The organism is Methylorubrum rhodesianum (assembly GCF_014199985.1).
In the GTDB taxonomy this organism is placed as follows: domain Bacteria; phylum Pseudomonadota; class Alphaproteobacteria; order Rhizobiales; family Beijerinckiaceae; genus Methylobacterium; species Methylobacterium rhodesianum.
The window spans coordinates 44,830-59,708 of sequence record NZ_JACHOS010000002.1 but is presented as its reverse complement, the minus strand read 5'-3'; the positions used below and the strand labels follow the sequence as shown (position 1 = coordinate 59,708).

Annotated in this window: 17 protein-coding genes; 9 read left to right on the top strand and 8 right to left on the bottom strand. The window is 71.2% G+C overall.

Translation table 11 applies throughout. From position 1 onward, the window contains the following. Window positions 1-7: 7 nt before the first annotated feature. A complete protein-coding gene (locus HNR01_RS02750; protein ID WP_183666893.1) occupies window positions 8-820 on the bottom strand; it encodes a purine-nucleoside phosphorylase in 813 nt (270 codons plus the stop codon). A gap of 4 nt (window positions 821-824) precedes the next feature. Then, window positions 825-1,238 (bottom strand): cytidine deaminase, encoded by a 414-nt coding sequence (locus HNR01_RS02745; protein WP_183666490.1) that lies wholly within the window; start codon window positions 1,236-1,238, stop codon window positions 825-827. A 142-nt stretch (window positions 1,239-1,380) separates the two neighbouring features. On the opposite strand from HNR01_RS02745, the gene HNR01_RS02740 reads away from it, so the two are divergent. After that, window positions 1,381-1,605 (top strand): DUF2093 domain-containing protein, encoded by a 225-nt coding sequence (locus HNR01_RS02740; protein WP_017486222.1) that lies wholly within the window; start codon window positions 1,381-1,383, stop codon window positions 1,603-1,605. 48 nt (window positions 1,606-1,653) lie between these two features. Here the strand turns inward: HNR01_RS02740 and lpxK are convergent, their stop codons facing one another. The 3 genes from lpxK to HNR01_RS02725 are packed head-to-tail and all read right to left on the bottom strand — an operon-like array spanning window position 1,654 to window position 4,695. Continuing rightward, the gene (lpxK, locus tag HNR01_RS02735) at window positions 1,654-2,637 is read right to left on the bottom strand and encodes a tetraacyldisaccharide 4'-kinase (protein ID WP_183666488.1); all 984 of its coding nucleotides are present in this window, start codon (window positions 2,635-2,637) and stop codon (window positions 1,654-1,656) included. 7 nt (window positions 2,638-2,644) lie between these two features. Then, window positions 2,645-3,949, bottom strand: a complete 1,305-nt coding sequence (locus tag HNR01_RS02730) for a 3-deoxy-D-manno-octulosonic acid transferase (RefSeq protein ID WP_183666486.1) — start codon at window positions 3,947-3,949, stop codon at window positions 2,645-2,647. Continuing rightward, window positions 3,946-4,695: a lysophospholipid acyltransferase family protein gene (locus HNR01_RS02725; RefSeq protein ID WP_017486225.1), complete on the bottom strand. Its 750-nt coding sequence runs from the start codon at window positions 4,693-4,695 to the stop codon at window positions 3,946-3,948. The genes HNR01_RS02730 and HNR01_RS02725 overlap by 4 nt, the downstream gene beginning before the upstream one ends. A gap of 227 nt (window positions 4,696-4,922) precedes the next feature. Here HNR01_RS02725 and HNR01_RS02720 point away from each other — a divergent pair, with 227 nt between their 5' ends. Further along, window positions 4,923-5,870, top strand: coding sequence for a metallophosphoesterase family protein (locus HNR01_RS02720; RefSeq protein ID WP_153873768.1), 948 nt, complete (start codon window positions 4,923-4,925; stop codon window positions 5,868-5,870). A gap of 22 nt (window positions 5,871-5,892) precedes the next feature. On the opposite strand, the gene HNR01_RS02715 is transcribed toward HNR01_RS02720, so the two are convergent. Then, a complete protein-coding gene (locus tag HNR01_RS02715; protein WP_017486227.1) occupies window positions 5,893-6,369 on the bottom strand; it encodes a response regulator in 477 nt (158 codons plus the stop codon). A gap of 381 nt (window positions 6,370-6,750) precedes the next feature. Between HNR01_RS02715 and HNR01_RS27860 the strand changes: the two genes are divergently transcribed. Both HNR01_RS27860 and HNR01_RS02705 read left to right on the top strand, forming a co-directional pair. Further along, window positions 6,751-7,554, top strand: coding sequence for a cold-shock protein (locus HNR01_RS27860; RefSeq protein ID WP_153873769.1), 804 nt, complete (start codon window positions 6,751-6,753; stop codon window positions 7,552-7,554). Window positions 7,555-7,663: 109 nt separating this feature from the next. Then, complete coding sequence (locus tag HNR01_RS02705) at window positions 7,664-7,909, top strand: hypothetical protein (RefSeq protein ID WP_183666484.1); 246 nt, start codon at window positions 7,664-7,666, stop codon at window positions 7,907-7,909. A gap of 27 nt (window positions 7,910-7,936) precedes the next feature. On the opposite strand, the gene HNR01_RS02700 is transcribed toward HNR01_RS02705, so the two are convergent. Next, entirely contained in the window at window positions 7,937-9,346 is a 1,410-nt protein-coding gene (locus HNR01_RS02700; protein WP_183666482.1) for a leucyl aminopeptidase family protein, read from the bottom strand. 96 nt (window positions 9,347-9,442) lie between these two features. On the opposite strand from HNR01_RS02700, the gene HNR01_RS02695 reads away from it, so the two are divergent. The 5 genes from HNR01_RS02695 (at window position 9,443) to HNR01_RS02675 (ending at window position 14,320) form a co-directional block, all read left to right on the top strand. Next, window positions 9,443-10,291, top strand: a complete 849-nt coding sequence (locus tag HNR01_RS02695; protein ID WP_183666480.1) for a tetratricopeptide repeat protein — start codon at window positions 9,443-9,445, stop codon at window positions 10,289-10,291. Window positions 10,292-10,491: 200 nt separating this feature from the next. Further along, window positions 10,492-10,797 (top strand): 50S ribosomal protein L28, encoded by a 306-nt coding sequence (gene rpmB / locus HNR01_RS02690; protein WP_017486232.1) that lies wholly within the window; start codon window positions 10,492-10,494, stop codon window positions 10,795-10,797. A gap of 129 nt (window positions 10,798-10,926) precedes the next feature. Next, the gene (locus HNR01_RS02685) at window positions 10,927-11,856 is read left to right on the top strand and encodes an AEC family transporter (protein WP_183666478.1); all 930 of its coding nucleotides are present in this window, start codon (window positions 10,927-10,929) and stop codon (window positions 11,854-11,856) included. A gap of 110 nt (window positions 11,857-11,966) precedes the next feature. Beyond that, entirely contained in the window at window positions 11,967-13,670 is a 1,704-nt protein-coding gene (locus HNR01_RS02680; protein WP_183666477.1) for a lysine--tRNA ligase, read from the top strand. A 35-nt stretch (window positions 13,671-13,705) separates the two neighbouring features. Further along, window positions 13,706-14,320 (top strand): tetratricopeptide repeat protein, encoded by a 615-nt coding sequence (locus HNR01_RS02675; protein ID WP_183666475.1) that lies wholly within the window; start codon window positions 13,706-13,708, stop codon window positions 14,318-14,320. 54 nt (window positions 14,321-14,374) lie between these two features. Here the strand turns inward: HNR01_RS02675 and HNR01_RS02670 are convergent, their stop codons facing one another. Continuing rightward, window positions 14,375-14,869, bottom strand: a complete 495-nt coding sequence (locus tag HNR01_RS02670; protein ID WP_183666473.1) for a ribosomal maturation YjgA family protein — start codon at window positions 14,867-14,869, stop codon at window positions 14,375-14,377. Window positions 14,870-14,879 lie beyond the last annotated feature (10 nt).

The window sequence follows — 14,879 nt, the reverse complement described above, 5'->3', positions numbered from 1 at the left end:
GCGCTCCTCACGCTTCGGGTAGGCGGCCGACGAAAGCGGCGACGAGCCGGGCCAGGTCCGTCCCCGCCTGCGCGGCGACCGCCTTGGTCTCGGCATGGTGAGGGTCGCCGCCCGCGATCCCGGCCGCGAGATTGGTCACCACCGAGATCGCGGCGACCGGGATCCCGAAGAAGCGGGCGAGGATCGTCTCGGGCACGGTCGACATTCCGACGAGGTCGGCGCCGAGGATGCCGGCCATGCGCACCTCGGCGGGGGTTTCGAAGCTTGGTCCGGAAAACCAGGCGTAGACGCCCGTCGACAGCGGCAGCCCGATCTCCGCCGCTGCCGCACCAAGAGCGACGCGCAGCTCAGGGTCATAGGCATTCGTCATCGACACGAAACGGGCGTCGCTCCCCTCGCCGATCAGCGGGTTGAGACCCGACAGGTTGATGTGGTCGTCCAGCATCACGAGGCGGCCGGGGCCGACCTCCGGCCTGAGCGAGCCGGCGGCGTTGGTGTGCAGCAGCCTCCCGGCGCCGAGGGCGCGCGCGGCGGCAAGCGGCACGCGCATGGCCGCGGCATCGCCGCGCTCGTAGGCGTGAGTGCGACCCTCGAAGACGAGAACCGGTCGCCCGGCGAGGCGTCCGCGATGAAGTCGCCCGCTGTGGCCGGTCACGCCGGGGGCGGGGAAGCCGGGGATCGCCGCGTAGGCGAGGCTGCGACGCTCCTCGACCGCCTCCACCAGGGCGCCAAGCCCGGTCCCCGTGACCATCGCCAGATCGTAGGGGCCGGCGAAGCCCTCCGCCCGCAGATGCGCGACGGCCGCGTCCTCAGGCGCCATCTCCTCAGGTACCATGGACGAAGTGCTCCGGGCCGAAGGAGGTGGGCAGCAGCTGATCGAGCGTGTAGTGGGCCCGCAGCCCGTCGAGACCGGCCGAGAGAATCGGCGTGCCGGGGCCGGCGAATTCGCGGATGCGCTGGCGGCAGGCGCCGCAGGGAGTGACCGGGGAGGGACTGTCGGCGAGCACGAGGATCGCGTCGATCCGTCGTCCGCCGGCCGCGATCATCGCGGCGATGGCGCCGGCCTCGGCGCAGGTGCCGACCGGGTAGGCGGCGTTCTCGACGTTACAGCCGGCATGGATGCGCCCGGCCTCGTCCCGCAAGGCGGCGCCGACCTGAAACCCGGAATAGGGCGCGTGGGCCCTCCCGCGCACCGCTGCGGCGGCTTCGAACAGGGCATCGAGGTCAGGCTCGGTCACGGATAATCCCGGAGCGACGTGAAGCGTGTTTCGTTTGGCCCGAGGCCGGGTGCCCTGTCGAGAGGTGGGCCCATCGACAGGGCCGTGCCGGGCTTCTAAGGCAGTCCGAGCGCGCGCGGGCGCTGCACCGGGAGCCCACACAATGCTCGGACGCTACGATCGGGGATCGGCCGGCGGCGAAGCCAAGGTCGAGTACGGCGACGGCACCATGCGGGTGATCAAGCCCGGCACCTACGTGCGCTGCGCGGTGACCGGAGAGCCGATCCCGCTCGATGCCTTGCGTTACTGGAACGTCGATCGCCAGGAGGCCTACGCCACGCCGGAGGCGGCGATGCAGCGCCTGAAGGAGATCGGCGCGGCCCGCTAAGGCGCGCCGCGGTTCGTCCATCGGCCGGCCGTGAACGATCCCCGCGGGTCAGGCACGCGGGAACGCCGCTTCGAGCTGCCGACGCAGCCGCGCTTCGTCGTCGAAGGTGAGGGCGACCCGCAGCACCCGCACCGCGGCGCGCGCCTCGGCCGGGAGGCGGACCGCATCCTTCTCCGTGGTGACGAGTTCGGCGCCCTCGCGCGCGGCGAGCGCCGACAGCACCGCCAGTTCGTCCGGCCGGAAGGGATGATGATCGGGGAAGGCCCGCTCGGCCACGATCTCGGCGCCCAGGCTCCGCAACGTCTGGAAGAATTTCTCCGGGCGTCCGATCCCGGCGAAGGCGACGACGCGGCATCCGGCCCAGCCCGATGCTTCCCCGGGCACGAGGCGGGCACGATGGACCGGCAAGCCCCGGCCGCCCGCCTCCGCCGCCAGAGTCTCGCCGGGCGCGCCCTCGCCGACCAGCACGAGTCCGGCGACATGCGGCCACTGGCGAGCGAGCGGCGCCCGCAGCGGCCCGGCGGGGAAGGGCAAGCCGTTGCCGTTGCCGGCACCGCCATCGACCACGGCGAGCGAGAGCGTCTTGGTGAGACTCGGATTCTGCAGGCCGTCATCCATGACGATCACCTCGGCGCCGGCCTCGGCGCAGAGGCGCGCGCCGGCCGGGCGGTCGCGGGCGATCACCGTGGTCTCGGCCCGCGCCAGCAGCAGCGGCTCGTCACCGACCTCCGCCGCCGCATGCCGCGCGGGATCGACGATCAGCGGCCCGGCGATCCGGCCGCCGTAGCCGCGGCTGAGGAAGGCCGGGGCTCGGCCGAGCTCCCGCAGGAGGCGGGCCAGCGCCAGAGCCGTCGGCGTCTTGCCGGCACCGCCGAGGGTGAAGTTGCCGACGCACAGGACGGGACAGGGCGGCATCGCACCGGCCCGATCCATCCGATCCGCGCTCAGGCCGCCGTAGAGCCGGCCGGCCGGTGCCAGGAGCCGGGCGAGGGGATGCGAGGGGGGCCGGGACCAGAAGCCGGGCGGTCGCATCAGGATCTCAGCCGCGCTCGCGTGCGGAGAGCTTCATCTGCGCAACGTAGGGTTCGAGCACCGCGAAGGTGCGTGCCACCGCGCCCTCGAGAGGCACGAGCGCCGCCTGGCCCTTGGCCCACATCGCCGCCAGCGCCCGCGGATCGGCGACCAGATCACCGACGGCCGTCAGCAGCTCCGCCTCGTCCGCGACCGGGCGCGCTCCGGCGCCGGCATCGAGCGCGCCGTAGGGCTCGTGGAAGTTGTGAACGTGGGGCCCGTGCAGGATGGCGCTGTCCAGACGCACCGGTTCAATCGGGTTCTGGCCTCCGTGCGGCACCAGCGAGCCGCCGAGGAAGACGAGCGGGCAGAGCCGGTAGAACAGGCCGAGTTCGCCGAGGGTGTCGGCAACGTAGAGGTCGATGGAGGGCAGCGGTCGCCCGCCCTTGGCCCTCCGGCTCACGCGCAGGCCGACATCGGCGGCGATGCGCGCCACCTCCTCGCCCCGGCGCGGATGGCGCGGCACGATCACCGTCAGCAGGCGCGGGAAGCGCGGCTTCAGTCCGGCGTGGACGCGGGCGATGATCTCGTCCTCACCGGGATGAGTGCTGGCCGCGACCCAGACCGGCCGGTCACCGATCATGTCGCCGAGATAGGCGAGCTGCTGCGAATCGGCAGGCGGCACGGCGGAATCGTATTTGAGATTGCCGACGACGTTGATACGCGGCGCGCCGAGCCGAGCGAAGCGCTCGCCGTCCTCCCGGGTCTGCACGAGGCAGACGGCGATGCGCGACAGCAGCGCCCGAGCGGTGTCGGGTGAGCGCGTCCAGGCCTTGAACGATCGCTCCGACATCCTGCCGTTGACGAGCACGAGCGGGATCCCGCGACGATGGAGCGAGATGATGGTGTTGGGCCAGATCTCGGATTCGGCGACGATGGCCAGATCCGGCCGCCAATGCGCGAGGAAGCGCTCGATCCAACGCGGCGCATCAAGCGGCATGTACTGATGCACGGCACCCGCGGGTAGGCGCTTGCTCAACAGGTCGGCCGCGCTGCGCGTGCCGGTGGTGACGAGGACCGAGCAGCCGCGGGCGATCATGCCTTCGATCAAGCCGACGAGGGAGAGCGCCTCGCCGATGCTCGCGCCGTGCATCCACACGAGATGGCCGACCGGCCGTGCACGTCCGGGCAGGCCGCGCCGCTCCGGGAGCCGCCCCGGATCCTCCTTGCCTCGGCGCGAGCGCCAGGCCAGCAGGCCGGCCACCGCCGGTTCGCCGAGATAGAGCCCGTAGCGGTAGGCGCGCAGCGCGACGGGGAGCTTCGGCACCCTCACGCCGGGCTGCCCTGCGGCGCGGCGGCGGGAGCGCCGCCGACCCGATCCGGCCGTCCGACGAGGGTGTAGGCCCGGTCGTGAACACGGTTCAGCTCGGCCTGGACCCGCTGGCGCAGGGCGTCGACGGCCTCGGGCGAGACCTCGCGGGGGACGAAGGTCGGCTCGCCGAACACCATGGCCCCGCGGCCGAAGGGCAGGCCGAGGCAGGCCCGGTCCCAGGAATTGAAGCGGATGTGCCGGCTCGTCACCACCGCGACGGGGACGATCGGACAGCCCGAGAACCGCGCGAGCATGATGATCCCGGCATCGCAGACGCGGGAGACCTTGGGCACGTCGGCGGAGAATGCGACGGTCTCGCCGCCCTTCAGCGCCTTGACCATCGCCCGCAACCCTTCGGCGCCGCCCTTGGCGCGCACGTCCTTGACGGCGCGCCCGCGGGCACCGGAGGCGCGCATCACCCGCACGCCCATCCGCGTCAGGGCCATGGTGTTGATGTTGCCGTCCGGCGAGCGCGAGATGATCGTCGCGACCCGGTCCTGCGGCCGGCGCATGAACGAGATCATGATGTGCTGGCCGTGCCACATCGCCGCGATGAACGGCCCGTGGGCGTCGAGCCGGGCATAGGCGTCGGCCGGTTCCACGGTGAAGCGGTTAGTGCGCCGCACGAGACGGAGATAGCCCGAGGCGACGGTGGCGAGCACCCGCTGCACCCCGGGCTTGCGGCCGATGGTCTTGATCAGGCCCATGAGTTCGGACCGCCCTGTCCCGCTTCGCTCGAACTGAGGCCGGCTGCCCCTCGTGCCGAAGCGACCGGATCGGCGGCTGTCTACCTCCGACGGACCAACGGACGCAACGGATGGGCCAAGAAATTTAACAAAAGACACAGCGCCTATGTGCTGAAACAGACGCCGACCGGTGCGGCAAAGTGCCCGATATTGACGCCGGCGCGCGTTGCCGCGATGCGGGGCGACGCATGTTCCGTCTCGCCCACCTCACCGACCCTCATGTCGGGCCGCTGCCGCGGCCGCGCCTGCGCCAGCTTTTGAGCAAGCGGGCCGCCGGCTACGTGAACTGGCGCCGTGGCCGCTGTCACCACCACGACATGGACCTGCTCGGCGCCCTGATCGCCGACCTGCACGATCAAGGGGTCGATCACGTCGCCTGCACCGGCGACCTGTGCAATCTCGGCCTTCCGGACGAGTGGGAGAGCGCCCGGCTCTTTCTAGAGGCGCTGGGTCCGGCCGAGCGGGTCAGCTTCGTGCCCGGCAACCACGACGCCTATGTCCGCGGCTCCCTGGAGGGGCTGCTCGCCGCCTGCGGCGGCTGGACCGAGGCCGATGACGGGCAGACGCGTCTCTTTCCCTACCTGCGGCGCCGCGGGCCGCTCGCCCTGGTCGGACTGTCCTCGGCGATTCCGACGAAACCCTTCGTGGCCAGCGGCCGCCTCGGCGTGCCGCAGATCGAGGCGGCCGAGCGCCTGCTGCGCGGCCTCGCGACGGCGCCGGACCGGCCCTGCCGGGTGGTGATGATCCACCACCCGCCGCATCCGGGCGGCGCGGCCGCGGGACGGGAATTGAAGGACGCCGCCGCCTTCGCCGCGATGATCGGACGGGCGGGAGCGGATCTGATCCTGCACGGGCACAACCACGTCGGCACGGTGGCGCAGATCGTCGGGCCGGATGGGCGGCCGGTGCCGGTGGTGGGCGCACCTTCGGCCTCGGCGCGCACGCTGCTCACGAACCGCCGCGCCTCGTATTATCTCTACACAGTCACGCCCGATGCGGGCGGCTTCCGGATCGCGGTGACCGAACGCGGCCTCGACGAGGTCGGGGGCATCGGCGAATTGTCGGGCTTCGATATCGCGACACCGCCGGCGGATCGGGTCGGCATCGTCCATCGACGGCGCCTGCGCCGGACCTGATCCGCCTCTCCGGGCGCTCCGGTCAGATCGCTCCCACCTTCGAAAGGCCGTTGGCGCGGGGCAGGGGACGCAGCAGGCTCTTCACCTGCGAGAACGGCCGCGGGCGGTTGATCACTTCGTCGAGGCGCGACCACAGCGTCTTGGGCGAGAACGGCTTGGCGATGATCTCGTTGACGCCGAGCGCGATCGCCCGATCGACGACGTTGCGGCGCGGCTGGGCCAGCATCAGAATGATCGGCACCGTCGGCGAGGGCGAGGTGGCGGGCGTGCGGGCCAGCCGGATGAATTCCTCGCCCGACAGGATCGCCAGATCCCAGTCGATGATGGTGAGATCCGGCTTGCTCTCGGCGAGCACGCCGAGCGCCTCCGCGCCGTCGGGCGCCTCCAGCACGCGCTTGATGCCGACGCGCATCAGCATGTCGCGCACGATGCGGCGGATGTAGAGGCTCTCGTCCACGACGAGGGCGGAGAGATCCGGAAAGGTCGGAGTTGCGATCATCGGTGGCCGGCGCCCGGTTCGGATCCGGAGCGTTTCACGACAAGTCCTAGGCGCGGTCGGGTTTGCGTTTCCCTAAAGCGTCGCCGAACCCTGAGAATCACGCACGAGAATCGTTCTGAACTACGTCCCTTGCGTGCAACCCGGATCGGCGCTCGCGCCTTCCCAAAAGGGGTACGTAAGCAGTTTCACCGCGAAAATGCGGAGCCTGAAGCACGGATCGGTTAGAAGATCCTTGCGGTATGGACGGGATTGCGTCAGACCTGAGGCATCGCTCCCGGTAGCCGCAGCCGGGGGGATGATAGTGCGGCGCGTCGGCTGTCTCGAGATAGCGCGCACGCGGTATTCGAGACTTGGCGGGCGGACGGTTTTTGCGAGCTTTCAATGGGACGTGGTCGTGATTTCAGGGGGCCGCAGAAGCGCGGCTTCGATGAGGGTGGTGCCGAGCCGCGTTGGCCGGACGAACTGCCCCCCAGCGGTGGTGACCGCTTCGGCGGCGGCGGCGGCGGTGGCAACCGCTTCGGTGGCGGCTACGGCGGCGGCGGCGGCGGCGGCTTCGACCGCGGCCCGGCCCGCGCGGCTGCGGCCCCGTCGGGTCCGGAGCGTGACGCCACGGTGAAGTGGTTCAACAAGGAGAAGGGCTTCGGCTTCGTGGAGCTCGGCGACGGCTCCGGCGATGCCTTCCTCCACATCCGCGCGGTCGAGGCCGCCGGCCACGACGACCTCCTGCCCGGCACGCGCCTGACGGTCCAGACCGCTCAGGGCCAGAAGGGTCCGCAGGTCACCGCGGTGACGAGCGTCGACACTTCGACGGCCGAGGCGGCCCCGCCGCGTCGCGAGGGCCCGCGCTTCGGCGGCGGCGACCGCTTCGGTGGTGGTGGCGACCGCTTCGGTGGTGGCGGCGACCGCTTCGGCGGCGGCGGCCGTGATCGCTTCGGCGGCGGCGGCGGCGGCGGGCGTTTCGCCTCCGGCCCGTCGGTCGAGATGACCGGCACCGTGAAGTGGTACGATCCAGCCAAGGGCTTCGGCTTCGTCTCGGTCAACGATGGCGGCAAGGACGTGTTCGTCCACCGTTCGGCCCTGTCGCGCGCGGGCCTCGACTCCCTGGCCGAAGGTCAGCAGGTCACGCTCGGCGTGGTCGAGGGCCAGAAGGGCCGCGAGGCTTCCAGCATCACCGTCGATTACTGATCGACGCCTGACGGATCGATGGAAACGGCGGCCTCACGGCCGCCGTTTTCGTTTGGCGCCATGGCGGCGCGCGCCGGCTCCGGTCGGCAGAGATCATGATGAGAACGCGATGCGTCGGACCGTGAGCGCGCTCGGCCTGCTCCTCCTGTGCGGGGCACCAGCCGCGGCGGAGGACTTCACCGGATTCTATGCCGGCGTAAATGCGGGCTGGGCCTTCGAACATGGGGGCTCGCGCGACCTCTCCGCCCCCGGCCAGCCGGGCTCGGGGAAACCGGAGGACGGACTTCCGCCGAGCGTGGCGCGGGTTCAGGAACGCCGCCTGCCGGAGGCGCCGCCGTCGTCCGGGCGGCGCTGACACGGAACGCGCCGCCCCCTGAGCGCCTCAAAGCTTGCGGCGGTAGCGCTCGGCCACGAGGGCGTAAGCGAGGCGGGCCGTCTGCACCTCGCCGCCCTCCGGCCGTCCGGGCTTGGTCGAGGGGTTCCAGCCGTAGAGGTCGAAATGCACGTGCGCCCGGGTCCGGCGCACGAAGCGGCGCAGGAAAAGGGCCGCCGTGATCGCGCCGGCGAAACCGCCGCCGGGCGCGTTGTTGAGATCGGCGACCTTCGAATCGAGCTGGCTCGCGTAGGGCGGATGCAGCGGCAGGCGCCACACGGGATCGTTGACGCGCAGGCCCGCCTCCGCGACGGCGCCCGCCAGCCCCTCGTCCTCGGTGAAGAAGGCCGGCAGATCGGGACCGAGCGCGACGCGGGCGGCGCCGGTCAGCGTCGCGAAATCGAGGATCAGGTCCGGCTCCTCGGCATCGGCGAGCGCCAGCGCGTCGGCGAGAATCAGGCGCCCTTCCGCATCGGTATTGCCGATCTCGACGGTGAGGCCGGCGCGGGAGCGGATCACGTCGCCGGGGCGGAAGGCGTCGCCGGCGATGGCGTTCTCGACGCTCGGCACGATCAGCCGCAGCCGCACGGGCAGGCCGGCGCCCATGATCATCTCCGCCGCCGCCAGGGCCGCAGCGGCGCCGCCCATGTCCTTCTTCATCAGGAGCATGTTGGAGGCGGGCTTGATGTCGAGGCCGCCGGTATCGAACACCACGCCCTTGCCGACCAGCGTCACCCGCGGCGCGTCCTGCGCGCCCCAGGTCAGATCGATAAGCCGGGGCGCGCGCGGCGAGGCGGCCCCCACCGCGTGGACGAGAGGAAATTCCTTCGCCAGATCCTCACCCGCCGTCACGGCAACCGCCGCGCCGAACCGCTCGCCCAGGGTCCGCGTGGCGGCCTCCACCTCGGCCGGCCCGAGGTCGTTGGCGGGGGTGTTGATGAGGTCGCGCCCGGCCGTGACTGCTCGCGCGATCCGTCCGACCGCCGCCGCATCGACGCCATCCGGGGCCACGAGGCGCGGGCTTGGGTCGCCCGGCTTGCGGTAGCGGTCGAACCGGTAGCTGCCGAGCAGCCATGCCAGCGCCGCCTCGCCGGCATCGAGGGCGTCGCAGGGCTCGAAACGGTAGTCGCCCGCCGGCAGGGCACCCGGAAGCTTGCCGGCGAGGAACCGGTCGCGATGCCCCTCCTTCACCTCGCCGAGGCCGAGCAGGACGAGGCCGAGGACGCCGTCCTCGCCGGGCAGCAGCGCGACACGGCCTGCCTTCGGGCGGAACCCGGTGGCGGCGGCGAAGCTGCGCTGGAACGGCGGCAGGCCCGCCTCGACCGCCTGCCATCCCTCCTCCGTCACGCAGCGGATCGGGATCGCGCCGACGGCCGCATCGAGGAGGGTGGCGTCGTGCCGAGTCGGGTCTGAGGTCATGGAAAATAAACTTAACCGGCCATTAGGGTTAACGCTCTATCACCCCGCCATCGGCACGGCGCAAGCGCCGGCCGTGGGATTGGGGGAGAGGACGACATGACCGGCATCTGCGGCAGGGCCACGGGCCAGCCTGGAACGGTCCGCACCCGCCGCCTGCTCGCTCTGGCCCTGGTGGGCCTTGGGCTGGCCGGCTGCCAGACCCGCTCGCCGGAGACCACCGGCTCGCTCGGTAGCCTCAACCCGTTCGGCAAGAGCCGCGCGGAGCGCTCGCCCCGCGCCGAGATCGAGGCCCTGGCGGAACGCTACAATTCCGACCCAAGCGATGCCCGCAACGCGATGCGTTACGCCGCGGCGCTCCGGGCGACCGACCAGAAGTCCCAGGCGGTGGCGGTGCTGCAGCAACTCGCCCTGCGCAACCCGAAGGACAAGACGGTGCTCGCCGCCTACGGCAAGAGCCTCGCCGATGCCGGCCGCTACCAGGAGGCCAACGAGGTCCTTCAAAACGCCCACAGCCCGGCCCAGCCCGATTGGCGCGTGCTCTCCGCGCAGGGGACGGTGGCGGACGAAACCGGCGATCACGCCCGGGCGCAGAGCCTGTACGACGCAGCCCTCAAGATCGCGCCGAACGAACCGCGCGTGCTGTCGAATCTCGGCCTGTCCTACGCGCTCTCCAAGCGCCTCGACGAGGCCGAGACGACCCTTCGCCTCGCGGTCTCGCAGCCGAAGGCGGATGCCCGCGTGCGCCAGAACCTCGCCCTGGTGCTCGGCCTCAAGGGCCGCTACGACGAGGCGGAGCAGGTTCTGGCCCAGGATCTCGGTCCGGCGGAAGCCGCCGCCAACGTGCGGGAGCTGCGCGCCATGGCGGCTCGGCGCACGGCGCCGAAGACGGCGCAGGCCGCGGCCCCGGCTCCGGGGCGGCAGCTCGCGCGGACGACGATCCAGTGATCGGGCGGCTTCTTCCGCGGAACTTCTCGCCCTCCGACCTTGACGAATCCGGCGCATCTCCCCTATAGGCTCGCCACTTCCATAGGACTCCGCCGGTATCGATTGTCGCGAGGGTTCGACGCCCTCGGCGCGAGAGCCGTGTGGCATTGCCGAAACGCTTCAGCGCCGAGACCCGGCCTAACGTTGACAGGACTGTAACGATGTCGCGTCGCTGCGAACTCACGGGCAAGGCCGTCCAGGTCGGTCACCTCGTGAGCCACTCGAACCGGAAGACCAAGTGCCGGTTCCTGCCGAACCTCTGCAACGTCACGCTGCAGTCGGACGCCCTCAACCGCCGCGTCCGCCTCCGCGTGACCGCCCACGCGCTGCGCTCGGTCGAGCACCGCGGCGGCCTCGACGCCTTCCTCATCAAGGCCCGTGAGATCGAGCTGTCGCAGACCGCCCGCCTGCTCAAGCGCGACATCGAGAAGAAGCTCGCCGAGACCGCGGCCCCCGCCGCCGCGTAAGTGCCCAGGGCCGAATCGAGGCCCGAGCGTCTTCTCTTCAAAGAATCGGAAGGCCACCGGATGCGCGGATCGCGCCCGGTGGCCTTTTCCGTTCGGCAGGTCACCCGCGTCCCAAGGTACCCGCGTCCGATGACGGCGCTCACTCTCATCATCCCGATCTTCGGCCTCGTCCTCGTCGGCTGGCTCGCCTCGCTGACCAAGATCATCTCCGAGCGGGTCGGCGACGGCTTGTCGGAATACGTCTTCTCCCTGGCGGTGCCGGCGCTGATCGTCTCGACGCTGACGCGGCCGGGCCTCTCGGGTGAGGTCGCCTGGGGCTACTGGGCGAGCTATTTCGGCGGGGCCGCCATCGCCTGGGCCACCGGCTCGCTGATCGGACGCCGTACCGAGGGCGTGGACCGGCGCGGCGCCGTGCTGCACGGCTTCGCCGCCAGCCAGTCGAACACGGTCTTCGTCGGCGTGCCGATGATCCTCCAGGCCTATGGCGAGGCCGGAGCCTTTCCGCTCTTCATGCTGCTGGCCGTCCACCTGCCGCTGATGATGGGCGCGGCGACCTTCCTGATCGAATCGGAGGGCGGGCGGCCCGTGCATCAGCGCCTCGCGGCGCTCGGCCTCGTGCTCGCGAAAAATCCGATCTTCCTGGCGCTCGCCGTCGGCATGGCGATGAAGGCGACCGGGCTCTCGCTCTCGGGCATCCCGAAGGCGCTGGTCGATTCGCTCGGCGGCACCGCCTCGACCTGCGCGCTGATCGCGCTCGGCGCCGGCCTCACCCGCTATAGGGGTCTCCACGATCTGCCCGGCGCCAGCATCGTCGCGGCCCTGAAGCTCGGACTGCACCCGCTCGCGGTTTACCTCCTGGCCTTCCACGTCTTCACCATGCCGCCGGCCTATGCCGGCGTCGCCGTGCTGTTCGCGGCGATGCCGGTGGGCATCAACGCCTACCTGCTCGCCGCGCGCTACAAGAGCGAGCAGGGCTTGGTCGCCGCGGCCGTGCTGGTCTCGACGCTGGCCGCGACGGCGACCACCATCGGCTGGCTGATGCTGCTCGGCCGGGGATGACCGGCCCTGCGTTGACCCAGGCTCCCCCGCTCCATAGGTTGCCCGCTCTCGCGCCCCGGCCCGCACGGCCGGTGCGGCGCCCGTCCTGAACCCCGAAAAGCCCCTTTCCGATGTCCGCGCCCCTTCGTCTCGACCCCGATATCCTGGAGGCCGCCGCCTCCGCCGCCGCCTGGCCGTTCGAGGAGGCGCGCAAGCTCGTGGCGCGGCTGGAGAAGAAGCCGAAGAGCGAGGTGCTGTTCGAGACCGGCTACGGCCCCTCGGGCCTGCCGCATATCGGCACCTTCGGCGAGGTGGCGCGCACCTCGATGGTGCGCCACGCCTTCCGCGTGCTGACGAGGGATGCGGTGCCGACCCGGCTGATCGCCTTCTCGGACGACATGGACGGCCTGCGCAAGGTGCCGGACAACGTGCCGAACCGGGAGATGCTGCGCGACGCGCTCAACCTGCCGCTGACCCAGGTGCCGGATCCCTTCGGGACGCACGAGAGCTTCGGCCACCACAACAACGCCGAGCTGCGCCGCTTCCTCGACGCGTTCGGCTTCGATTACGAGTTCCGCTCGGCCACCGAGTGCTACGCCTCCGGCGTCTTCGACGACACGCTGCGCCTCGTCCTCGAGCGCTACGACGCGGTGATGGCGATCATGCTGCCGTCGCTGCGGGCCGAGCGCTCGGCGAGCTACTCGCCCTTCCTGCCGATCCACCCGGTGACCGGCCACGTGATGCAGGTGGCGATCGACGAGGTGCGGCCGAGCGCCGGCACCATCGTCTGGCGCGATCCGGCGACGAACGAGACCTACGAGACGCCGGTGACCGGCGGCCACGCCAAGCTGCAGTGGAAGCCCGACTGGGCGATGCGCTGGGTCGCGCTCGGCGTCGATTACGAGATGGCGGGCAAGGACCTGATCGATTCGGTCAAGCTCTCGGGCCAGATCGCCCGCGCCCTCGGTGCCGAGCCGCCGGAGGGGTTCAACTACGAACTCTTCCTCGACGAGAAGGGCCAGAAGATCTCGAAGTCGAAGGGCAACGGCCTGACCATCGACGAGTGGCTGACCTACGCGACCCCGGAATCGCTCGCCCTGTTCATGTACAACAAGCCGCGCGAGGCCAAGCGTCTGTTCTTCGACGTGATCCCGCGCCACGTCGACGAGTACGACAACTTCCTCGGCCGCTTCAGTGGTCAGGAGGCGAAGCACCGGCTCGGCAACCCGGTCTGGCACCTGCATGCGGGCGCGCCGCCGGCGGTCGAGACCATCGATGAAGCCGGCACCACGCTCTCCTTCGGCATGCTGCTCAACCTCGTGGCGGTGGCCAATGCCGAGGACGAGGCGGTTTTGTGGGGCTTCATCCGCCGCTACGCCCCGAATGTCGGGCCGGAGACGCATCCGAAGCTCGCCGGCCTCGTAACCCGGGCGCTGGCGTACTATCGCGACTTCGTGCGGCCGCAGAAGCAGTACCGCGCCCCCACCGAGGAGGAGGCCGCGGCCCTGCGCGACCTGTCCGAGACGCTCAAGGACCATGAGGGCTCGACCGATCCGGAGGCGCTGCAGGCGGTGGTCTACGAGGTCGGCCGGCGCCACTTCCCCGACTTGTCGGGCAAGGCCAAGAGCCCGGACGGGCGGCCCGGCGTCTCCAAGACGTGGTTCGCCTCGATCTACAACGTGCTGTTCGGGGAGGCGCAGGGCCCCCGCTTCGGCTCGTTCATCGCGCTCTACGGCGTGGCGGGCACGCGGGCGCTGATCGAGAAGGCGCTGAGCGGCGCCCTGGTCGCCGAGCACGCGGCCTTCCTCGACAGCCGCAAGGCCGCGGCGGAGTGAGCGTGAGACCGGGCAGCAAAGTGAGGAGGAAGGCCTTGGCAGGCATCCTCGGCGTCCTCGCCGCCCTGTTCGGGACGTCCGCCTCGGCCCAGGTGGCGCAGGGCATCAAGGCCTATGCGCGGGGCGACTACCCGGCGGCGATGCGCGCCTTCGAGGCGGGCGCGGCCAAGGGCGACCCGCAGGCGCTCTACAATCTCGGCGTCGCCTACGCGGAGGGCCGTGCCGTTCCGGCCGACCCGGCGCGGGCTCTCGACTACTACCGGCAGGCGGCGGAGGGCGGCAGCGTGCTCGCCGCCTTCAACCTGGGCCAAGCCTATCGCAAGGGCCAGGGCGTCGCCGCCGACCCGGCGCAGGCCGCGCGCTGGTACGAGCGGGCGGCCAAGGGCGGCCACTACAAGGCCGGCAACGAACTCGGCATTCTCTACATCGAGGGAAGGGGCGTGCCCCGCGATCCGGTCGAGGGCATGGCCTGGATCTATCCGGCGACCCACGCCTCGATCATGGACGAGTCCGCCATGGCCAACGCGATTCAGGCGGCCGGCATGCTCGATCGCGCCCAGATCCAGGCGGCGCAGGCGCGCGGGAAGACCTACTTCCAGCGCTACATTGCGCCGAACCAGGCGGTGGTACGGGCGATCTCCGGGCGCTGAGACAGGCCGGTCGGCTCGAAGCCGGCCACGCCACGGCTCAGGAGCACCATCACATCAGGAAAGATCGGCCGGTCGGCTTTCGATCGTCGCACGATATGGCTTGAGATCGATCTCGGCGACGCCTGGCATGGCCAGCTTATCGGCCATGCGCCGCCGCCCGTCGAGCCGCCGCGTCCCCGCATCGAGACCGGCCGCTAGTCCAATGCCGGCGGCATAGGCCACGACGTTCCAGACGGAAAAGATCCGCCCGAGCAGCAACTGCCCCGCCAGCGTCAGGCGGAACGCGTCGAGTCCCGGCGTGTGGACGAGGCGGAACAGCTCGACCAGTACCGCGACGAGCCCGGCGGCGACGGCGAGCCGGCCGACGGGCGCGGCCGGGCGGACGAGGGCGACGAGCCCGTAGACCATCGCGCCCCACAGCACCGAGCCGGCATATTTCACGACCTCCCGCGGCAGACCGAGCGGCAGGTAGCGCACGCCGATGCCCATCGCGATCACGATCAGGACGGCGGCGAAGAGGTGGAGACGGCGGGATCGGAGGCTCGGCATCGCGGTGCAG